The sequence below is a fragment of the Mesobacillus campisalis genome (assembly GCF_000986785.1).
In the GTDB taxonomy this organism is placed as follows: Bacteria; Bacillota; Bacilli; order Bacillales; family Cytobacillaceae; genus Mesobacillus_B; species Mesobacillus_B campisalis.
Window position 1 is genome coordinate 424,976 of sequence record NZ_LAYY01000001.1, and the last position, 20,801, is coordinate 445,776.

The 20,801-nt window shown below is 40.0% G+C and carries 18 protein-coding genes and 1 pseudogene; 7 read left to right on the top strand and 12 right to left on the bottom strand.

Going from position 1 to position 20,801, the window contains the following annotated elements:
• The 3 genes and pseudogenes from WQ57_RS01755 to WQ57_RS26455 all read right to left on the bottom strand — a co-directional run.
• Positions 1 to 834, bottom strand: a complete 834-nt coding sequence (locus WQ57_RS01755; RefSeq protein WP_046521958.1) for an alkaline phosphatase family protein — start codon at positions 832 to 834, stop codon at positions 1 to 3.
• The gene (locus tag WQ57_RS01760) at positions 824 to 1,918 is read right to left on the bottom strand and encodes an extracellular solute-binding protein (protein ID WP_046521959.1); all 1,095 of its coding nucleotides are present in this window, start codon (positions 1,916 to 1,918) and stop codon (positions 824 to 826) included. Before WQ57_RS01760 ends, WQ57_RS01755 begins: the two co-directional genes overlap by 11 nt.
• A 1,718-nt stretch (positions 1,919 to 3,636) precedes the next feature.
• Positions 3,637 to 3,777 (bottom strand): annotated as a pseudogene (locus tag WQ57_RS26455) (alkaline phosphatase); the annotation flags it as partial.
• On the opposite strand from WQ57_RS26455, the gene WQ57_RS26860 reads away from it, so the two are divergent.
• On the top strand, positions 3,724 to 3,939 hold the full coding sequence (locus WQ57_RS26860) for a hypothetical protein (RefSeq protein WP_162200586.1): 216 nt from the start codon (positions 3,724 to 3,726) through the stop codon (positions 3,937 to 3,939). The pseudogene WQ57_RS26455 and the gene WQ57_RS26860 sit on opposite strands and share 54 nt — an antisense overlap.
• A 40-nt stretch (positions 3,940 to 3,979) precedes the next feature.
• On the opposite strand, the gene phnX is transcribed toward WQ57_RS26860, so the two are convergent.
• From phnX to WQ57_RS01805, 7 genes are all read right to left on the bottom strand, one after another.
• A complete protein-coding gene (gene phnX, locus WQ57_RS01775) occupies positions 3,980 to 4,786 on the bottom strand; it encodes a phosphonoacetaldehyde hydrolase (protein WP_046521962.1) in 807 nt (268 codons plus the stop codon).
• Entirely contained in the window at positions 4,783 to 5,877 is a 1,095-nt protein-coding gene (gene phnW / locus WQ57_RS01780; RefSeq protein ID WP_046521963.1) for a 2-aminoethylphosphonate--pyruvate transaminase, read from the bottom strand. Before phnW ends, phnX begins: the two co-directional genes overlap by 4 nt.
• Positions 5,878 to 5,909: 32 nt before the next feature.
• Positions 5,910 to 6,752 (bottom strand): ABC transporter permease subunit, encoded by an 843-nt coding sequence (locus WQ57_RS01785; protein ID WP_046521964.1) that lies wholly within the window; start codon positions 6,750 to 6,752, stop codon positions 5,910 to 5,912.
• Positions 6,752 to 7,537, bottom strand: coding sequence for a phosphonate ABC transporter, permease protein PhnE (phnE, locus tag WQ57_RS01790; protein WP_046521965.1), 786 nt, complete (start codon positions 7,535 to 7,537; stop codon positions 6,752 to 6,754). Before phnE ends, WQ57_RS01785 begins: the two co-directional genes overlap by 1 nt.
• A gap of 12 nt (positions 7,538 to 7,549) precedes the next feature.
• Entirely contained in the window at positions 7,550 to 8,314 is a 765-nt protein-coding gene (phnC, locus tag WQ57_RS01795; protein WP_046521966.1) for a phosphonate ABC transporter ATP-binding protein, read from the bottom strand.
• Between the two features lie 91 nt (positions 8,315 to 8,405).
• On the bottom strand, positions 8,406 to 9,437 hold the full coding sequence (locus WQ57_RS01800; protein WP_046521967.1) for a PhnD/SsuA/transferrin family substrate-binding protein: 1,032 nt from the start codon (positions 9,435 to 9,437) through the stop codon (positions 8,406 to 8,408).
• A 13-nt stretch (positions 9,438 to 9,450) separates the two neighbouring features.
• A complete protein-coding gene (locus WQ57_RS01805; protein ID WP_052948620.1) occupies positions 9,451 to 10,584 on the bottom strand; it encodes a phosphonoacetaldehyde reductase in 1,134 nt (377 codons plus the stop codon).
• Positions 10,585 to 10,821: 237 nt separating this feature from the next.
• On the opposite strand from WQ57_RS01805, the gene WQ57_RS01810 reads away from it, so the two are divergent.
• From WQ57_RS01810 to WQ57_RS01820, 3 genes are all read left to right on the top strand, one after another.
• Positions 10,822 to 11,598, top strand: a complete 777-nt coding sequence (locus WQ57_RS01810; RefSeq protein WP_052948621.1) for a DeoR/GlpR family DNA-binding transcription regulator — start codon at positions 10,822 to 10,824, stop codon at positions 11,596 to 11,598.
• Between the two features lie 826 nt (positions 11,599 to 12,424).
• Positions 12,425 to 14,779: an FtsX-like permease family protein gene (locus tag WQ57_RS01815; protein WP_052948622.1), complete on the top strand. Its 2,355-nt coding sequence runs from the start codon at positions 12,425 to 12,427 to the stop codon at positions 14,777 to 14,779.
• A 150-nt stretch (positions 14,780 to 14,929) separates the two neighbouring features.
• On the top strand, positions 14,930 to 15,697 hold the full coding sequence (locus WQ57_RS01820) for an ABC transporter ATP-binding protein (protein WP_046521970.1): 768 nt from the start codon (positions 14,930 to 14,932) through the stop codon (positions 15,695 to 15,697).
• A 305-nt stretch (positions 15,698 to 16,002) separates the two neighbouring features.
• On the opposite strand, the gene WQ57_RS01830 is transcribed toward WQ57_RS01820, so the two are convergent.
• The gene (locus tag WQ57_RS01830; RefSeq protein ID WP_241481468.1) at positions 16,003 to 17,121 is read right to left on the bottom strand and encodes a CbiQ family ECF transporter T component; all 1,119 of its coding nucleotides are present in this window, start codon (positions 17,119 to 17,121) and stop codon (positions 16,003 to 16,005) included.
• Between the two features lie 892 nt (positions 17,122 to 18,013).
• Here WQ57_RS01830 and WQ57_RS01835 point away from each other — a divergent pair.
• The gene (locus WQ57_RS01835) at positions 18,014 to 18,469 is read left to right on the top strand and encodes a DUF4304 domain-containing protein (protein ID WP_046521972.1); all 456 of its coding nucleotides are present in this window, start codon (positions 18,014 to 18,016) and stop codon (positions 18,467 to 18,469) included.
• A gap of 298 nt (positions 18,470 to 18,767) precedes the next feature.
• On the opposite strand, the gene WQ57_RS01840 is transcribed toward WQ57_RS01835, so the two are convergent.
• Positions 18,768 to 19,202, bottom strand: coding sequence for an Rrf2 family transcriptional regulator (locus WQ57_RS01840; RefSeq protein WP_046521973.1), 435 nt, complete (start codon positions 19,200 to 19,202; stop codon positions 18,768 to 18,770).
• 206 nt (positions 19,203 to 19,408) lie between these two features.
• Between WQ57_RS01840 and WQ57_RS01845 the strand changes: the two genes are divergently transcribed.
• Together WQ57_RS01845 and WQ57_RS01850 are read left to right on the top strand one after the other, a co-directional pair.
• Positions 19,409 to 20,047: an NAD(P)-dependent oxidoreductase gene (locus tag WQ57_RS01845; RefSeq protein WP_046521974.1), complete on the top strand. Its 639-nt coding sequence runs from the start codon at positions 19,409 to 19,411 to the stop codon at positions 20,045 to 20,047.
• Between the two features lie 60 nt (positions 20,048 to 20,107).
• Positions 20,108 to 20,737 (top strand): DsbA family protein, encoded by a 630-nt coding sequence (locus WQ57_RS01850; RefSeq protein WP_046521975.1) that lies wholly within the window; start codon positions 20,108 to 20,110, stop codon positions 20,735 to 20,737.
• Positions 20,738 to 20,801 lie beyond the last annotated feature (64 nt).

The window sequence follows — 20,801 nt, forward strand, 5'->3', positions numbered from 1 at the left end:
CTATAAGGAAGGCGCCTTGGTGCCTGGGATTCGGAGAGGCTGCATTTTATCTGATGGAGGCATGTCGAGCAGGTGGCATGCCAGTGGCGCAAGCTGCAATTGTGGAATCATATCTTCATATATTCCTGGATTGATTTTTTCACTGATGATGAATAACGGTACATCCCTGTCATCATGAGTCGTTCCGCCATGATTGCCATCCTTATTCATACCGTGGTCAGCTGTCACGACAATCTGATAGCCCTCTTTTAGCCATACGGGTAAAATTGTTGCCAATAAAGCATCCGCCTTGCTGACCCTGACACGGTATTCGGCCGAGTCCCCCGTAAAGCGGTGGCCGTCATCATCGACATTCATTGAATGGACATATAAAAAATCAGGTTTATATGTGGAGAGCAATGAATGGGCATCCGCGAACAGGTGGCTGTCCGGATAATGGTCCTCCCAGTAGAAAATGCCCTTTTCAATCGGCTGGCTGCCATCAAACTGATAACGGTCAGTCAATTTATCGAATGGAGCCCGATTATACAATTCACTGACCCAATAATAAGATGCCGTTGCGTTCGTCAAGCCATGCTTCTTTGTCAGATGGAATAGGCTTTCTTGATGGGACAGCCTTACTGTCTGATTAGTGGCGATCCCATTTTCAATCACCGGGGTACCTGTCAAGAGAACTTCATATAACGGCCGTGACAGGCTGGGAAGTTCGGATTTCACTTTAAAGCGTGCCGCTCGCCCCTGCTCTACCAAATGATGCATAAAGCCCATTTCACTGACGGCTGCGTCGTAACGCAAGCCGTCAATCATGATAAAAGCGAGTTTGTTAGTTAGCATGGATTAATACCTCTTCCTGCCACATTTGAGGCAATTGTTTTGTTGTTTCTTCCCATGCTTTTTGGTCTTCTACAGGCTGGACATTGTTGTACATCTCGTCAGGGAGAAGTTTGGCCTCTACTTCTTTGGGAAGCTCGATGTCACGGATTGGACGGGCATATCCGCGTGCCAGGTTTTCCTGGCCTTTATCCGATAGAATATACTCCCGGGCGGCAGCGGCAGCATGTGGATTTGGTGCATGTTTATTTATAATGGTTGCGTAACCAGACATCACAGAACCTTCTTCTGGAATCGCTACATCAAAACGCTTTGTTTCGATCTTGTCACGGTAATTTAAAGCGTTGAAGTCCCACATGATGGCTACTTCAATTTCACCTTTTTCCAAATTTGCCAGTGATGGATCAGATGTGCTTAAGCGGCCTTCTTTTGCTAGCTCCGCAAAAAAGTCGATTCCTGGCTGTATATTTTTTTCATCGCCACCGAAGGCGTAAGCAGCAGCCAGCACGGCAAATTGAGCCTGGTTAGCAGTCATTACATCACCCACCGCTACTTTATAATCGCCGTTTTTCAAATCTTCCCATGAAGTTGGCGTTTCTTTTACTTTGTTTTTATCTGTAATGAATGCAAGCGTTCCTGTATAACCGACAACCCAGTCGCCATTATCATCTTTCGCCCATTCCGGAATCTCATCCCAGTACGAAGTTTTATAAGGGAGAGTCAAACTTTTTTCTTCAGCAATCGGGCCAAAAGCAATCCCGACATCCCCGATATCAGCCGTCCCATTTTCACCCTCAGATTCAAACTTGGCAAGTTCCTCTGCACTGGACATGTCTGTATCGAAATGTTTCAATTCATATTTCTTTTCCAGCTCATCCCATGTTTGGCCCCAGTTCGCCCATGTATCCGGCATTCCTACAGAAGCAAGTTCCCCTTCTGTTTTAGCTCCAGTTTCGATTTCTTCTAGAGAAAGATTATTAACATCAACAGCACTCGCTGCTTTTTCGCCAGCTCCTGAACTACATCCAGCCAACAAGGAAAGTGATAGAACTCCTGCAGTCAACTTTTTTAATGTCTGTCTGTTCATATTTTCCTATTCTCCTTTTTGTTTTGTGTTTGTTTGTTTTTGTTTTACAAGACAAATAGTAAAATAAAAATATAAAGACAGCATTAACACAACGTAAATAAACATTATATTAGTATAAAAATAGAATTTACATATGGATTAATATAATGGAGAGAGTAACGGGAATTTGGGATATGTTTAATAATAATTTCGATGAATATTGGATTTTACTAGACATTGGGGTATTGGATGGATAACAGTTAGACGGCGTTTGGCAGTGCAGTTTGGCTCTTCGCGGTTAAAACTCTAAAAGCTCCGCAAACTTTTTGAAATGTAAAATAGCACAAAAAAAGCTTGGGAATAGGGTTCCAAGCTTTTTGCCAGCTCTTTCTGCTGCAGATAAGTTTTCTTTTGTATACAAATTTGCAATATAAGCTTTTTTTCAGTCTAATCACTCCTGTAAATACCACAGTTTTAATTAAAAATCAGTTCTTTTCCCTCACCTTATATGTTAATAACTTCACTCCTTCAATCTTTTGGTTTTGGATGGAAACAGAAACAGAATAGGAACAAGCAAACAAGAAATTAATAACAACCATTTTAAATTTGTAAAAAATGCACTCATTATAACTATCTCTTTTGGATAAATACTGTTGGTGATCATATGTAAGTGTAAAATATTTTCAATTATATCGAACAAACCGGCAACGAACGGAAGATAACTAATAGAGACATATTTTTCTATATGTAATTTGCTATACAAAACCTTACTAATAATTGCAAATAAAAATAATGAATAAAAAATTGGATGAATAAAGTCAAAATAATAATGTAAAAAGTAATAATCTATACTTCCATTTGCTTTCCATTCAGCTATAATACTAGAAAACGTTAAATTGCTAAAAGTCGTTTGTAATGTAATGACTTCTTTTAAATTTATTTTTGCCAATATTTTTAAAATAACAATTTGAGAGACGAGAAAAACAAGACCTGTACAGGTTAAAATACTTGTTTTGCTCATTATGTTTATAAATTTTTTATGAAAATTTATGTTCCTTCACTCCTTTCCTTAATTTGCTCTCTGGATAGATATTATTTATATTTATCAAACATTAGGTGTCTCCTCTCTAGTAACAAATACGTGTACGTTTCCATGTATCGTTTAACCGCTATAGCGTCTGCCGTACAGCCTGACACCTCACTCTTCAACTTTTCCACTAGTTCCTTAATTGAAAGCTGATAGTCTTCATCCGTATCACGTAGAAAATGTCTTTTAATGCAAGTAACCGAACTCCTATGCTATCTTCTGCCACTGTGTATCCCCTTTCTTATGTATTATTAATGATACAATATTAACATAATCTGGATTTCAAAGACTAAAAACGGCTTAAAGCATCATAAACGGGTGCCTATGACTAAAAAAGAATTGCTTTTTTGGAAAAAGAGGTGACTAAACGTAGTGATTGCTTCAATTTTCTAGGGAATAGCTTCAATTCCTAACATTATTGCATCGATTCCCGGCAGGATTGCATCAATTATTTCGTTTTTTCGAAAAAAAGGTGTCTAAAGTGTGACCAAGGGGGAAGCAAAACAAACGAGCATCCGTAATCTCTGGAGGACTTGAATTTCAATCCACACGGGTAATAAAATGTTTTTATCAAAAAAAGGGTGCCTCTAAAAGTTATACTTTTGGGACACCCTTCCATTATTATTTAGAAAGATTCAAAGCATTCTTAGATAGCCATTGATTTCGCAACATCCGTATTGTCTACCAAGCCATATGGTTTAGATGGACCATAAGCGTACAGGAAGACGTCCTCACCCGTATGTCCGCCAGTAGAAAATCCGATGTTCGCACGTTCAGCAAGCATGTTGACCAAATAGCCGATTCGGCAGAATGGGGACGCACTCCTCCAATGACAATCTCACCCATTGGAATGTTCTTACCTTTATACCATCTTGTCAGAGTCGTCGCTCCTGCACTCGTGCCATCCATCACCATCATTGGTCAGTTCCTTCTTTTTATCCTTCGCTTCGGTTAAGTTAACATTGCCATAACCCAGGGATGAAAACCTTCTGAACTTAAGGTCTTTTTCCTTCCGAAATAAGGTGATTGATTTTTTCAATTAGTTGCGGCAGTTCGCTCATCGATTTAATCGTGAAATCGGCGCCATTTTGTATGAAGGATTTTTCTGTTTTAGAGATTGCTTTCTCTTGCTCCTCTTTGGATAGAGCATTAAATTCATCCAGGCTTAATCCCATTTCAGAGCTTCCGATCACGACACCTACTGCCCAAACACCTGCATTCACCGCCTCTTTTATATCCGAGGCCGTATCTCCTACCTTAACTGCCTTCCATGATGCCGATAATTCTAATGCTTCGATATTGCGAAAAATCATATATGGGTACGGTCTTCCAATTGAATGGGTCCCATCTGGTGTGATATAAAAATCTGGGCTATAGCCTTTTTTCCTGGCATTCGGCACCACCACATCCATCATGGTTTGTGTGTATCCGGTTGTGGAACCAATTTTCATTCCTTGGTCTCTTAATGTTTGTACGGTTTCCACAACTTCCGGAATAGGATCCGTATACTCACTCAAGGAAGACATGAGTGCAGGTTCGAATTCAGCATACAATTTTTCAACGTCTTGCTCTGTAAAGGCTTGTCCGTATTTTTCTTCCCATAATGCCGAGATTCTAGGCATGGAAAGCATTGCACGGATATGGTCGATTTTCAGCATTCCCATTGGTTCCCTTGCCTCTGCCATCGTCACTTCAATTCCAGCCTGCTTAAAAATATCGATAAACACATTTACCGGGGCAAAGCAGCCAAAATCGACCGCCGTACCGGCCCAATCAAAAATAACTCCTTCTACTTTGTTCATTTAATCATCACTCCCATGTAAGTTTCGATAATTTGGCATAGTTCTTCGATATCTTTTTCATAAATCTCCCCGATATTTCCGATTCGGAATGTGCTCTCATCCGTCAATTTTCCCGGATAAAGGACGTAGCCCCTTTCCTTTACATATGTATAAAAATGCTCGAAATGAAAGTGGTCATTCGGATAACGAAAGGCTGTAATAATAGGAGACTGTTTTTCTGGTGATAAATAGGCTTGAAACCCTATTTTCTTCAGTCTTTCTCTTAAAATGGTATTATTATTCTGATAACGGGAGGATCTCGCTGGAATGCCCCCTTCCTCCTCCAGTTCATCAAGTGCTTTAGAAAACGCAGCCACTGTATGTGTCGGAGAAGTGAAGCGCCATTTCCCCTCCTTGTCCATTTCCTTCCATTGATCATATAAATCTAGTGATAAACTGCGCGAGTTTCCTTCACAAGCTTTTAGTTTCTCCAATCTGGCAATGATAAACCCAAACCCGGGAACCCCTTGAATGCATTTATTGGCACTGCTTATTAAAAAATCGATCCCTAGTTCAGGAACATGAATCTCCATGCCGCCAAAACTGCTCATGGCATCAATGATGAGCGTTTTTCCAAATTCTTTTGAGAGTTTCGAAACCATCTCAATTGGATTTAATATGCCTGTAGTTGTTTCACAATGGACCATGACCATATGTGTAATGCCTGGGTCCTCTATTAATCTATTCCTAATTTCTTCTTCATTTGGACATTCATCATAAGGTACCCGATATTCGCTAAATGCCAGTCCAATGTATTTGGCTATTTTTACAATTCTTTCTCCATATGCACCGTTCGTTATTATTAAAGCCTTATCTTGATTCGAAATGGCCGAATTCATCACCGCTTCTACAGCAGACGTACCGCTTCCCTGCATGAGGACAGCTGTATATTCTTCCGGGTCAGCTCCTGCCAATTCAAGAAGCTTAGCTCTAATTTTTTGAGTGATCATTTTATAATCATTGTCCCATGTACAGCGGTCCAACAGCATTTCTTCTTTCACAGAGCTTGTCGTCGTCAAAGGCCCGGGTGTTAATAGCTTGTAGTGGTTCATGGTTACTTTCTTCTCCTTCATCTATGATTTAGTTAGTTAGAAGCTGCTGGTAAATATCGTTTTTTCAAACGGGTGGACAGGACCTCCAATAGGACGGCAATGATGAGAATAGCGTAAGTGATAAAGCCAACCTCGCGCAGATCGAAGTAGAAGCCGGAAGCCATAAACAGCTCAAATCCAATACCGCCCGCTCCAGCTGCCGCTCCCATTGCTACCGCGACACCGAAGTTGATTTCAAACCGCAGGAAAACCCATGATAATAAGTAGGTGAAAGTTGACGGCAATACACCGCTTCTGATGATATGCCACCAATTGGCACCCGTTGATTGCAGCGCTTCAAAGATTCCTTTATCGACTTCTTCAAATGCCTCCGAAAATGCTTTTACTAAATAGGCGATAGAATGAAACAACATTCCTAGAACCGCCGCTTCACTCCCCAGTCCGGCAGCTATCGCAAAGATTAACACCCATAATACCGTTGGAACGGCCCGGATAATCGCAACAAACACACGAACTGTCCGTGATACCCATACAGGAGCTAAATTCGCGGCAGCCATCAAGGCAAGGAAAAAGGCAATGATGGCACCGATGATTGTAGCTAAAAACGCTAAACCAAGCGTAACCCCAACCTGATAGATGGCTTCTCCTAAGTCAAAATGGTTCAATGCCGGCTCGAGGAACATCACCTTCACGTTATAGGCTGTTTCCTTAATCGCCGGGCCTAATTCCAGCCCTGCATAGTTAAAGAATAGAAAGGCAACAACTGTTAAAACTGCCAGGGTGATGATTGTCCATCTTACGGCTTGGTCCCCTTTGCTCCCCGATTTGATATGAATACGTCCGTCTGCCTTTCTCTTTATATAGGCTGCTTCCATTACAGAATCACCTTCCGTATATGATTTGAAATCAGGTCCACAACAATTACGGTAATGACAATGCATAGTGTCACAAGCGCTACCGCATTATAATTCAGCATCTTATAATACATGTCAAAGGTATATCCAATTCCCGTTCCTGTTAAGATTCCTACCAGTGTGGCATTTCTAATATTCGTTTCCACCATGAACAACACCCAGCTGATCATCTGCGGCAAAGCTTGCGGTATAACCGCCTTGCTGACTATTTGGAAATAAGTTGCCCCTGTTGCCGTTAATGCTTCAACCGAACTTTGGCTCGCTTCATCAATACTTTCGATAAATGCCCTTGTTAAAAACCCTACGGTTCCAACAAATAAAGCAAGGAAGCCTGTTACGGAATTTTGTCCAAAAGAAATGAGCAAAACCAGCGACCATGCGACAACAGGGATATTTCGGGATACTGAAGCAATAAAACGGGCAAATACACTTAAAAAATTATTTACTTTGGTCGTTTTTGATCCCATTACCCCAAGGAAGAGAGAAACAACAGCCGCTAATGTTGTCGCCGCAATCGACATAAAGATGGTTTCAGCCAATTTTTCCAGGATCTTTGGCAACTTTTCCAGCGATTCCTGTGTCACCATTAAATTTGAAAAGATCCAGCCAAGCGCTTTCGGGATTGTCGCCAAGCCTTGTACAAAGTTAAAGGCTGTGATGGCTGATGATAAATAGGAAAGGACAATGATGATGAGTAGAAACATTCCTGTCTGCCATCTGCTTTTTCGCATCGTTTGTTCATTCACTGTTCGTTCTCCTTATGCTGTGATGAGTTCTCTCGATTTGGTTCCGTAAATTTTGTGGATTTGTTCTTCACCAAGATTACGGCCATTTCCATCAAATACAATTTCTCCGTTATTCAATCCAATAATCCGATCCGAGTAGTGTTGGGCCACTTCCACCTGGTGCAAGTTCACCAAACAGGTAATGCCCATTTCGAGACTAATCGATTTTAAATGGTCCATGATGACTTTAGACGAATTCGGGTCCAGCGAAGCAATCGGTTCATCGCAAAGAATCAGTTTCGGTTCTTGAATAAGTGCCCTGCAAATCCCGACACGCTGCTGCTGGCCACCGCTTAATTGGTCGCAGCGCTTATAAGCATGTTCATGAATTCCCAGCTTTTCCAGCAGGTAAAAGGCACGTTCCTTTTCTTCTTCTGTATATCTGCCTAACAATCCCTGAAGCGTTGTTTTATAGCCATATCTGCCATGGAGCACATTCTCAATCACGGACAAACGAGGAACGAGATTATAGTGCTGAAACACCATCCCAATATTCGTACGCAATTTACGCAATTCTTTTTTATTCAAACTTCCAACATCTTGATTGTTAAAGATGATCTTTCCTTCATTGAATTCAATCATTCGATTCATGCAGCGCAGCATGGTCGATTTCCCCGCACCCGACGGGCCAATAATCGAGACAAATTCCCCTGCTTTTATTTCAAAATCAATATTTTTTAAGATCTTTTTGTCAGCCGTATAGGATTTTCCAAGGCCTTCTACCTTTAACAATGACATACGCATGAACTCCTTTTCAGGTAAATTAGCAGGCAAGGGTGAGAAACGTAGGCTTATGCTCACCCTTCTGCCTTAATAATGGGTGCGTCTATTATTTTGAAAACTCGCGGATTGGGTCATACCATTCATCTTCCACAGCTACGAGTCTTTCTTTATCGCTTTTAGAGAATAAAGCACTTTGGCCGGAATCCTTAGGGGCAAAAATCTTTTCGTTATTTGCTACTTCATCAGAAGTGAATAGTTCCTGGATTTTATCAAAATCCTCTTGTCCGAGTACATCCATATTCACAACAAATGGTTCATTCAGCACCGGGATGGCACTCATCAGGGTGAATTCCTTGCCTGTTACGGTATGGAAAGGTTCTGCTGCATTATCTTTAACGCGATAAACAGCACCGGCTGTATTTTCCTCCCCTTCGGCAATCTCCACATATTCTTCTACACACGTATCACAGAATGCCGCCACATCCGCATTCCCCGTCAAAAGGTTGACTGCTGAGCCTTGATGGGAGTTTCCAAACAATACTTGAGAGAACAATGGCCCGCTTTCCATTAAATCTTCTTCAGTTAAATCTGCATACGCTTCTTGTTTTGAGAAATGATCAATCATATTAGCCGCAGGAACTTTAAAACCTGATGTTGAGCTGTTTGATACGAATGAAAACTTTGTATCGGCAATCGTATCAAGTGAAAATTCACCATCTTTTTTATACTTATCTTGTTCGTCCACATTAACCGCCAGCCAGCTATAGTATTTCGCATCCTCCAAAGTACCGGATTCACCGGATTTTACGGCGATGGTTTGAACCGCATCATTCCTATTTTTTGCTTCCACATATCCTTGGGCGCCCATAAACGCAAGGTCTGCGTTATTGTTCACTAACGATTCAATCGCAACAGCGTAGTCTGTCGTTAATTGATGCTCTACTTTTTTGCCTGTAGCTTCTGAAATCAGTCTGCCGATTTCTTCACGGGATGATTTCAAATCATTGCCGGACTCATTCGGATACCAAACCATTTTAATCACATCATCCGCCGCTCCAGCACTGTTGCTGCCTCCACCGCAAGCCGTCAAAAAAACACTTAGAATTAAGAACATGGCTAACATTAATTTTTTCTTCATTTTTTTCTCTCCTTTAATAAATAGATTTTAGAATGTGTGTGACATCTTCCTTTGTTAAAGCAACTGGATTATTATCCATCCGGCCCTTCGTAAAGGCATTGGCCGCAATCCTTTCAATGATTTCCTCATTGGCGTTGTAATCTCTGAGCTTGCTTGAGAAACCTGACAGCTGGTGGAAATGCCCGATCAGCTCATGGACCTCGCTGCAGCTGCTCACACCAAATGCTTGAAGCAACAGATCGTTTTCAATAATAGAGTCAAAATTGATTTCCATGACTTTAGCCAGCGTAATGCTTGCGGCAATCCCATGAACCATTCCAAGTTCCAGAGTCAGAGGATAGGAGATGGAATGGCATGCCGTTGTCCTTGTATTGCTAAAGGCCAGGCCTGCATATAAGCTTCCTAAAGCAATTTCTTTTCTTAAAGGAATGTTATCTGGCTGACTTAATGTCTTTTCAAAGTTGTTAACAATTTTTTTGATAGCTTCTAACGAATAAACTCTTGAAATTTCATTGGAGCTTTTTGACCAGTAAGCCTCGGTTGCATGACATAAGGCATCTAAAGCAGTTGAAGCCGTTAATCCTTGCGGTAATGAGGCAGTCAGTGTTGGGTCGATGATGGCTGTATGTGCATACAAATGTTCACTATCCACTGACATTTTCACTCCGCCGGCACGATCCCAAATCGTTGCCCAGCAAGTAACCTCGGAACCCGTACCAGAGGTTGTAGGGATGCCAATCCATGGTATGTATTTTTGATTTTCTTTATATAACTTTTGTTGAATCACAGTACGTAAAGTGGAGACAGAATCCAGTTTCATATCCTTTAAGGCAGCCAAGGATTTCGACAGGTCCATAACACTGCCGCCCCCAATTCCTACTATGCATTGATAATCATAGTTTTCAATTTGTTTATAGTAATAAAACAAGTCTTCCACATCAGGATTGGAAATGTTCACTTCTACCTGCTTAACATCAAAACCCCCAAGGAATTGATAAAGGCTTTGTCCGGCCTCGGATTCTAAAAAGTCACCCCCTCGATGTAAGAGGACAATATTTCCAGGTTGAGGATGGACGGTATTTAATACATCCTCGATAACGTCTAAACGATCTATTTTAATTTTGACTGGATTGAAGTAGCTCCCCATTCTGTTAAGTCCTTTCATGTTCGTTTTTTGTATTGCTTTGCTTTACAATGCAAGATTAATCCGTTTTTTGCTGTTTTACAATGGGTTTTACAGTTTCATTACACAATGTTTACAGTGTTTTCATAGAATTTATACAAAATTCACTTTACAAGTTGCTTTATTTTGCTTGGTTTTGCTTTTTTTCAATTTGTGATATGCTTTTTATACTAGAAATTTACAGGAATTGGAGAGATTTATATGATGCTGCAGGAGCAAAGACATCAGATGATTGAATCCTTTTTAAAACAGCAAAAAGCTGTAAAAGCTTCTGAACTTGCTGCTTTATTGGATGTCTCGATTGATACGGTACGAAGGGATTTAGAGGTTCTTGAGAAGAAAGGAATGGTCAAACGAGTTCACGGCGGGGCTGTTTTAATCCAAAATAAGGAAATTGTATTAAACAAGCTATTTAATGAACGAAAAGTAAAAAATCTCGAAAAAAAACAAGAAGCAGCCTCATTGGCGATTGAATTAATTGAAGAGGGGCAGGCTATTGCTCTAAATGGCGGGACAACAACGATCGAATTAGCAAAAGTCCTTGCTGAAAAGTTTAAAAGGTTAACCATCATTACAAACGACCTTCGGATTGTATCTATTCTGGGAGCGAATAAACATTTCAATGTCATCCTCACCGGCGGCTTTTTTAATCCAGAGGAAAATACTTTATATGGGAAACAATGTGAAGAAATCCTGTCTCATTTTAATATTGACCTTGCTTTTATCACGGTGAATGGATTGTCGCTTGAACACGGTTTAACCGATTTTAGAATGCATGAAGTTGGCGTGATTCAAACGATGTTGTCCCGGTCCAAACACAAAGTAATAGTGGCGGATTCAACAAAATTTGAGACATCCGCTTACATCAATATTTGTCCGCTAAAGGATATTGACCTGATCGTCACAGATCGCTCACTCCCTTCTCATGTGGCAGAGCAATACAGCAAACAGGAAATACGCATTCTTTTTCCACAATAGTCTATTTTATTTCAGCTCCCATGGACGGTTCTTCTGCCTCACTATTAGATAGTTAGTACTCCATCGTCCCTTTAACAGGTGATAAAATTAAAGAGAATAATCTCACAGCAGATTAGGCTTGAAACGAGACGGTAATCATTGAGAAATTCATTAAAACCCTTGAAACAAATAAATGAATTATTATCCAGCAGAAAACGAATCGGAACTGTATCCGATTCGTTTTTTGATTATATGGAGGAAGATATCGGTGCATGTTCTAGTCATTTTTGAATAATAAGTAGTTAAAAATGACTAAGGCTGCAAATGGAATCAATATAAGCGGTCTTGTAATTTAAAGGATAAGGAGCAAAAGTTCGTAAATATTTTGAATTTCCTTAGTCAATTATGACTAATTCTCAGTAATCATGAAGAAATTGTTCTGCCAGAAAAATTTATAACTTGTGCTTGCACCTTGTTCTTATCCTAATTCTTAAATTATCTCTCCATGATTAAACCTGGTTTCTGTCTTCGCATTAACTTGAGGAAGGGTGAGGGAAGTTATTTGCAGTGTGCTAATTCGTATGCTATTTGCTATGGGGATGGGTGTGTTAAAAATGGTAACTAGGCTTTTGGATATTTTTTTAAATGATGTGAAGGCTTCTTATTCAACGGGCAGTTTAGTTGAAAAACGAATGTAAAGAAATAGTTAATTTTTGTAAAGTGCAAAGGATTCTAGTATACCCTTATTGAAATTTTAGAAGATACTGGGATTGGCAGTGGAAAAAGTAAGCATTAAGAAATATCTTTTTATAGAAAAATATTTTCTATGCAGAAAGGAGGGGAAATTTTGTTTTTAAAAATTGTAAAGAATGATTTTTACAGAAAAAAAATCACAACTGTGACAGTATTTGTGTTTATAACCATGGCGGTTCTATTGGGAGCTAGTGCAACAAATATCGTTGCAAATCTGATTCAGTCGATGTCGGAACTGCAGGAACGTGCAGTACCAGCTGACATTACGGTGATGCATGCCGGAGAGTATGACCAGGCAGAAATCGACCAATTCGCAGAAAAATACCGTGACCATATAGTGATGCAGGAGACGATGGATCTTCAGAATATTGATGGAAGCAATATTCATTTTGGCCAAAATCAAACGATGGCAGGAACTATACAGGATATTTCATTTGTTGTCCAGAATAAGAAATTTGATTTTATATTGGATTTGGATAATGAAAAGCTGGAAGTAAAGGAAGGAAAAGTGGCTGTTCCCATCTATTTCATGGAACAATATGACTTGAAAATAGGTGAGACGATTACGGTGAAAAGCGGCGGGTATGAGAAAGAGTTTGTCATTTCAGATTATGCAAGAGATTTTGAGATGAACTCTTCCCTTACTTCTTCGAAACGGTTTGTTATTAATCAGAATGACTATGATGAAATGCTTGAAATGCAGGCTGGGGAACTGGAATATCTGATTGAATTCAAGCTGAATGAAAACGGGGATTCTCAGGCTGTCCAGGCTGCATATATTAAAGCAGGTCTTCCAGCAAACGGTCCTATAGTCGGAGGAACGATATTTCTTTTGTTTAATGCGATGTCAGATGCAACTGTGGTAATGGTTATTATACTTATCAGTATTTTGCTGATTATTATAGCATCGCTCTGTATCAGACTTACGTTTCTGGCAACGATTGATGAAGATTTAAGAGAAATCGGTGTTATGAAAGCAATAGGTATATCCAAAAAGGATATAAAGAATGTATATCTTAACAAATACAGAGTCATGTCAGTGGCAGCCGGTATAATAGGCTATCTGCTTTCCTTTGTATTGGTAAATCTGTTTAACGGTAATATGAGACTTTACATATCTTCGGAATTATCAGGAAACTTAAAATATCTCCTATCGTTTATAGCTCCATTATTTGTCTATTTCATGATTGTGATGTACAGCAAGAAAATACTGAAAAGAATCGATAAGATTTCTGCGGTGGAAGCATTACGTTCAGACATCATGGAGCATGGAAAGAACAGAAAATACAGTTTTCCACTGCTTAAGAACAAATTCTTCAGCATCAATATTTACATGGGACTTAGGGATGTATGGAAGCGTTTCAAATTATACAGGTTGCTATTTTTTATTTTTGCCGTATGTACGTTTATTGTCATACTTCCCTTAAATATGTATAACACTGTGAATTCAGCAGGATTTTCTACATACATGGGAATAGGAAAATCTGATATGAGAATCGATCTTCGAAGGACAGATTCGATTACAGAAGATAATAAAAAGCTACAGGAAGAGCTGAAGAATGATTCGGATATTGAAAAGTATGCGGCCTATATCACATCTTCCTACCAGGTCAAAAACGCGGATGGTTCCTGGGACTATATTAATATTGAAATCGGAGATTTTTCCGTATTTCCATTAAAATACCTGGAAGGCAGAGCACCGGAGGGTGAAGGAGAAATCTCACTTTCCTTTGCCAATGCGGCAAAACACGGATTAAACAAAAAAGTAGGAGATGAAGTAACCGTCAGGGTTGGCGGGGAAGAACAAATCTTATCCGTTACTGGTATTTATCAGGATATTACAAACGGGGGTAAAACAGCAAAAGCGCATACGAGTCTTGGGGTAAATGAAGAGGCCGTTCTTTGGTATATTGTGAGCATGGATCTAGCTCCGGGCGTTAATATTCGTGAGAAAATGGACTACTACCAGAATGCTTACGATTCTGCGCAGGTAAATGATATCAAAGAATATACTGGGCAGACTCTTGGAAATATCATTAATCAGATGAGCCTGATTGTTATAGGTGGAATCGCAATAGCAGTAATCATTGCTGTATTGATAACGGCATTATTCCTTAAGATGTTATTATCAAAGGATATGCCTCGGATTGCCATTATGCGAAGTATGGGATTAACTTCTAAAAATATTAAACACCAATATATGGCAGGAACTTTGCTGGTACTGATATTGGGAATCATATTCGGAGTGTTGGCTACAAATTATTTAGGGGAGTTCCTGGTAAGTATAGCAATGTCCACTATGGGAGCTGCAAAAATTGAGTTGGTTAATATTGCATGGCAGACTTGGCTGCTCTGTCCGTTAGCACTGATTGTGGTCGTTGGATATACGATATCTGTGTGCTGCAAGGTAACAGAAGATGATGATTTATCTGTAACTTTTAGAAGTTAGAACGGCTTAAAAAGCTCCGGGCAGTAGGCGTACCTGCGAAGGTGGAAGAAGTTCCCCTGCGTGAAGCACCGATGTAGATAAGAATGCAGATTTCTGAAATTTCATGGTGCCTCTGTGGATTTAGACTTTGATTGAATTGGAGAAATATACATGACCAATATAATAGAAGCTTTAAGTGTGAACAAAAAAGTAAAATTAGGAAAAGATAATGAGCTTCATATTTTAAAGAATATAAACTTGGAGATAGAAGAAGGTGAATTTGTATCGGTCATGGGGCCATCCGGAAGTGGGAAATCAACACTGCTATATAATGTTAGTGGCATGGATAGAATTACTTCTGGCAGTGTGAAATTTAAAGGCCGTGAAATCGGCGGACTAAAAGAAGAAGAACTGGCAAAGATCCGGCTGAAAAACATGGGATTTATCTTTCAGGATATTAATCTATTAAAGAATCTTTCATTGATTGACAATGTGATGTTTCCTGCTCTTGTTTCAAAAGATGCGGATAAAAAAGCGGTACATCAAAAAGCAAAAAAACTATTGGAAATGACAGGAATTGAAATGCTTGCAGATCACAATATCACTCAGGCTTCTGGTGGACAGCTACAAAGAGTCGGCATCTGCAGAGCATTGATAAATAATCCGGATATCATATTTGGAGATGAACCGACCGGAGCATTAGATTCCAAATCGACAAAAGAGATTATGTCAATCCTAGCAGAGATTAATAAAAAAGGGACAACCGTAATGATTGTTACGCATGATGTAAAGGTGGCAGCAAAAACCGAAAGAGTATTGTATATGGTAGATGGAAATATTGTGGCACAGAAGAAAATGCGTAAATACAATGGGCATCCTGACGATATTAAAGAAAAAGAAGAAAGCATCATGAAATGGTTAGCGGAAAATGGATTCTAATTATTCATGTTTTATCAATGCTTCAGGCTTTTGCTAATTTTACTGGGTTTCTCATGTTCAGTCTTTTTTGGATCGCGACGATAGCTTTTACATTTGCAGAAGCTTTTATCTTGCCGCTGTTGGCAGCCGACGCACCGAAGTTTGTAGAGGGATACCTTGTAGAGCACGGGGACGGTTCTTCTGCCTCACTATCAGTTGGTAGCAATCATCAGCCCTTTTAAAAAGGAGATAACCCACTCAAAAAGCCTAATCCAACAGCGGATGAGGCTTAAAACGAAGAGAACCGTCCCCCTGATTACCCCTGATTAAAACTGTTTTCCAAAAATATTCAAAAACCCGAGCTGGTAAGACAAAAACACACTTACGAAAAACATGGCAACAAAGATACTCACAAACACCCAATCACGTGTTTGGATGGTCATTTCATGATAATGAGTCCGGTCGGTTTCTCCGGTAAATCCTTTTGATTCCATCGCAAGCGCTACCCGCTCCGCTTTACGGATCGCATTGGCTAAAAGCGGAATGGCATAGCGGCGAAACTGATGCACACGCTCTTTAACTCCTCTTGCCCTCCCTCCCCCTCGAATGCGATGGGCTTGCCTTAGCACTTGAAGCTCATAACGGAAGGTCGGCAAAAACCGATAACCCGCTAAAATCCCGAATGTCAGCTTTGGCGGCAGCTTGCATTGCTGCATCAAACTTAACATGAATTTTGTTGAGTCGGTCGTTAAGATGAACAGTTGAGATAACGCTGCGAAAGAAAGAGATCGCAAACCTAACGAAATTCCGGCCTGAAAGCTTTCCGAAGTGACTTGAAATGACCAAAGGGAAAATAACACGTCCCCGCCTGAAAAAGCTCCGCCAGGATGGAGCATCGTCATCCAGGCAAAGCTTGCTGCCAATAAAAGAAAAGGCGAAACAATGATGATCCAGCGCTTGAAAGCCACTTCGCCCGTGAAAAACGTCACTGCCACCGGAACTACCAAGTAGATCAATGGTGTCAGCGGATCAAATGTGAACGCCAGGAGCAGGGCCGGAATCAATACAGCAAAAGCCTTCACCGTCGGATTAATGGATGTTAGCATGCGCCACCACAACTCCCTGTTTTTTCTCGACTGGATGGAGATTTTGAAGCAACTGGTGAATTCTAACCCGGAAAGGGAGCCTGAGTTTCGCCTCTTGGAGAATGTCCGGTCTTCCCCATAATTCATCCGGTTTTCCGCTGAGCCCACTTCCCCTCCGTTTACGACATACACTTTTTCACAATAACTGTCGACCAGATCCATGTCGTGGGTAACGAATACGATCGCCGTCCCTTGCTTTTGCAATGCTTGAATCATCTGCATCAATTCTTTCGTTGTTTGCGCATCCTGGCCAAAGGTCGGTTCGTCGAACAGCAATACACTTGGCGTGTCCTCCAGCATCGTTGCCACGCTTAGACGCCGCTTTCATCGGTGGTGCCTGTCCACTACCCGAATGTAACAAAAAAAGATGAAACCATGGCGATTTCACCTTTACTCCTCATTTCTCGAAAAAAAATAAACACTTACATTTACAAACACTTCCTTGCAGCCAATTTCTTTTGCAAGGTCACGGGCCGCTGGACTTAAACCTGCTGCATAAAACCCCGTTTCATCTTACATAAAACACATACTGCTCATCAAAACAAAAGCTATAAAAACACCAATGATTTCCCTATTACCGTTACATGCCCCTGATCTGCCCACAAGATATTCACCGTGCTGCCAGCCCTTCTCCAAGATTACCGACAGTGTTTCCCCGTCTTCACATGGGCCATTTCCATCCTGCCTATAGGCTATTCAACAAACTCATTAAAGTTGCAGACACCGACATTCCCTCATCTCATTAATGAGAATATGCATGCGTCTAGGTATCCTTTTGTGCAATTCCTTGTTCTTGGTTGAGATGTGAAACATTCCTGTGAAACAAGAAAAAACGGGGAGTTACAGGCACGTTACCCGAACGTGTTTTTTTTTGAGTACAAAAACTTAATTCGCTTATATATTAACAGTCCGATTCGAACTGAATTGGACTGCATCATTTTGTTGGTATCAAGGTTTTTCTGTTCATTTAAGGGTGATTTATTACCCTTTTTCGACCCCTTTTAGACGATGACAGAAGTTATTGTCAGTGTGCTGATTCGAATGCTAATTGCTATTCGGATTGGTTTGTTAAAAATGGTAAGTAGGTTTTTGGATATTTACTTTAAAATGATATGGAGGCTTATTCAACTAACGGAGCAGAATAGTTGAGGGAGCTACTAGAGCAAAATAGAACTTATAAAGGATGAGTGTAATGGCTTCTGAACGAGATGAAATGATAAAGGCACTTAAAATGATTCTTATTCCATTATTAAGAGAAAAGGGATTTAAAGGTTCTTTCCCGCATTTTCGACGCAAATTAACAAACCGAATAGACCTTATCTCTTTCTTCTTTGATAGATATGGGGGTGGATTTACTGTTGAAATAGGTGCATCACCATCCAATGGCTTTACCATTAAAGGGGGACCTCATATTCCTCCGAATAAGGTAAACACTACTCACCATGTCCCACAAACATGGCTTGAACCATTCGAAGGACATGACTCATTTAGATATGATGAAGAGCCTGTTCCAGACGATATTTATGAAAAATTAGCATATGAGGTTGTCTCCCTTCTCCCTAAGGCTGAGGAATGGTGGAATTCGGATAAAATAGCTCGTATTATTGAGAAAAAGACCAAACAACAAGGTTACATAAATTTTGATTGAATATATGTATCATTATTAAGGTAACGGGTGCTTTGTTCCTAGAAGGATTAAGGCACCTTTTTGTTGAATTCCATATAATATTGGTAAAAACCCACCATCTGTATATATTTTCCACAGTTTTGATACTAACCCCCAAATGAAGTTCTCTATTAAGAGGAGGATTTACCTAGGTTATTGAAATAAAGGATTATTGAGCTAACGGGGCAGGTTAACTCAATAAGACTTAGTTTATTCAAGGTTTGATAATACAAAAAAGACATTCCTGAAAAGAAGAATGTCTTTTTTGTATTACCTACATTTAACGTTTAATTTCTTTTTCAATAACATCCTTTACTACATCTTCAATGGTTACATTTTCGAGAACCTTCTCCATTGCATTCTGAGCGCTGAAAAAGAGTGGTTCAATTGTATTTTGAATATTCCTTCCGACTGTACAATCAGGATTTGGATTTTCGTGAATGCTAAATAGTTCGTTGTCCTTGACAACATTAACGGCTTTATAAACATCAAGCAATGTAATATCCGATAGATCCTTTGCGAGTTCTGCTCCTGCAATACCAGGTTGTACTTTTATTAATCCTGCTTTTTTTAGCATCCCCATAATTTTTCTGATCACGGCTGGGTTCGTGTTAACACTTCCTGCTAAATATTCAGATGAACTTACTCCATCTTTATTTATTTCGATTAGAGTTAATATATGAATTCCTACGGAAAATCTGCTGCTGATAGACATCTTCAGTCACCTTCCCTTACTTTTTTACGAGAAAATAAATTAATATCATGTAATTCATTCGATTACAAGTCTATTATAACTTAAAAAGTTAATCATAATAAAAAATGATTTATTATGTTGTTGACATTCAATTAATATGTAACTACAATGATTACATGTAATCGAATTAATTACAACTTAATTTCTCAATACAGGAGGGCTATAAAGTGAAAATTGGAATTATTGGTGCAAGTGGGAAAGTAGGCAGCCTTATTTTGAAGGAAGCAGTTAGTCGGGGACATCAAGTTACGGCTATCGTAAGGGATAAATCAAAACTTAAAGACACAAATGTTGCGGTCCTCGAAAAAAATATATTAGATCTTACACAAGATGATGTTAAGCAGTTTGAAGTAGTCGTAAATGCTTTCGGTGCTCCACTTGGTGAAGAGCAAGCACATGTGGATGCTGGACATGCTCTCATTGAGGCAGTTAAAGGAACGGATACAAGGATCATCGTTGTTGGAGGAGCTGGAAGCCTTTATGTCGATGAAAATAAAACGGTTCGGTTAATTGATACACCTGAATTTCCAGATTTCGTGAAACCAACTGCAAAAGGCCAAGGGCGAAATTTACAAGAATTACAGACAACAACTGATATTACATGGACATTTCTCAGTCCTTCTGCCGTTTTTGATGCGGAAGGAAAAAGAACTGGATCTTATAAGTCAGGAAAAGATCATCTTCTTGTAAATTCAAAAGGTGAAAGCTATATCAGTTATGCGGATTACGCCATTGCAGTTTTAGATGAAATTGAAAATCCACAGCATATAAACGAACGTTTTACTGTCGTTGGTGAAGCAGAGTAAGTAGTAACGGCATCAAAGAAGGTTTTTTGTAATCGAATAATCTTGAAGGAGATTTTTATTATGAATCAAAGGGAGCTTACTCTCATCTATGTGTGGGATGCATACTGTGGCTGGTGTTACGGGTTCTCGAAGAGCCTTCAAGCCTTTCATGAGAATCATCCTGAATTACCCCTGACAGTTTTGTCTGGAGGTCTATTTGTAGGTAATAAAAAGCTTCCAATAGCCTCTTTCTCGCACATTCCAGAAGCAAATAAAAGAATCAGCCAGCTAACTGGTGCAGAGTTTGGCACCCCTTACCAAACATTGTTGGAAGAAGGTACTTTTGTTATGGACTCCGAGGCGGCGGCTAAAGGCTTGTCTGCATTGCGTTTCTTCGCACCAGAACGTGCCTACTATTTGTCCTCGTCTATACAACGTGCGTTTTATTACGAAGGTAAGAGTCTCAGTGACCCAGCAACTTACCGAGAAATTGCTATTGCTAATAATCTTGATCCAGAGGCAGTTCTGGCACGGTTCGAGGACGTGGCCTCCACCAAAGATGCCCACGCAGACTTTGCAAAGGTTCAGCAGCTTGGTGTCCAAAGCTACCCTACATTGCTTTTGCAAAAAGGTGACGAATTTATCGGGCTTGGTGGAGGTGTTATGACCGCCGAGAAGATTGAGACTCGTCTTGAAAGTGTCATTTCATAACTATTTCTTGAACAGTATAATTGAACTTAACCATAAACCGACCTTATTCCATTAGAAAGGTCGG

Excerpts from the sequence above, each read along its gene's own strand:
- WQ57_RS01755 (WP_046521958.1), bottom strand. The coding sequence starts at position 834 with ATGCTAACTAACAAACTCGCTTTTATCATGATTGACGGCTTGCGTTAC.
- WQ57_RS01760 (WP_046521959.1), bottom strand. The coding sequence starts at position 1,918 with ATGAACAGACAGACATTAAAAAAGTTGACTGCAGGAGTTCTATCACTT.
- WQ57_RS26860 (WP_162200586.1), top strand. The coding sequence starts at position 3,724 with ATGTCCGCCAGTAGAAAATCCGATGTTCGCACGTTCAGCAAGCATGTT.
- phnX (WP_046521962.1), bottom strand. The coding sequence starts at position 4,786 with ATGAACAAAGTAGAAGGAGTTATTTTTGATTGGGCCGGTACGGCGGTC.
- phnW (WP_046521963.1), bottom strand. The coding sequence starts at position 5,877 with ATGAACCACTACAAGCTATTAACACCCGGGCCTTTGACGACGACAAGC.
- WQ57_RS01785 (WP_046521964.1), bottom strand. The coding sequence starts at position 6,752 with ATGGAAGCAGCCTATATAAAGAGAAAGGCAGACGGACGTATTCATATC.
- phnC (WP_046521966.1), bottom strand. The coding sequence starts at position 8,314 with ATGTCATTGTTAAAGGTAGAAGGCCTTGGAAAATCCTATACGGCTGAC.
- WQ57_RS01800 (WP_046521967.1), bottom strand. The coding sequence starts at position 9,437 with ATGAAGAAAAAATTAATGTTAGCCATGTTCTTAATTCTAAGTGTTTTT.
- WQ57_RS01805 (WP_052948620.1), bottom strand. The coding sequence starts at position 10,584 with ATGGGGAGCTACTTCAATCCAGTCAAAATTAAAATAGATCGTTTAGAC.
- WQ57_RS01810 (WP_052948621.1), top strand. The coding sequence starts at position 10,822 with ATGATGCTGCAGGAGCAAAGACATCAGATGATTGAATCCTTTTTAAAA.
- WQ57_RS01820 (WP_046521970.1), top strand. The coding sequence starts at position 14,930 with ATGACCAATATAATAGAAGCTTTAAGTGTGAACAAAAAAGTAAAATTA.
- WQ57_RS01830 (WP_241481468.1), bottom strand. The coding sequence starts at position 17,121 with ATGCTGGAGGACACGCCAAGTGTATTGCTGTTCGACGAACCGACCTTT.
- WQ57_RS01835 (WP_046521972.1), top strand. The coding sequence starts at position 18,014 with ATGGCTTCTGAACGAGATGAAATGATAAAGGCACTTAAAATGATTCTT.
- WQ57_RS01840 (WP_046521973.1), bottom strand. The coding sequence starts at position 19,202 with ATGTCTATCAGCAGCAGATTTTCCGTAGGAATTCATATATTAACTCTA.
- WQ57_RS01850 (WP_046521975.1), top strand. The coding sequence starts at position 20,108 with ATGAATCAAAGGGAGCTTACTCTCATCTATGTGTGGGATGCATACTGT.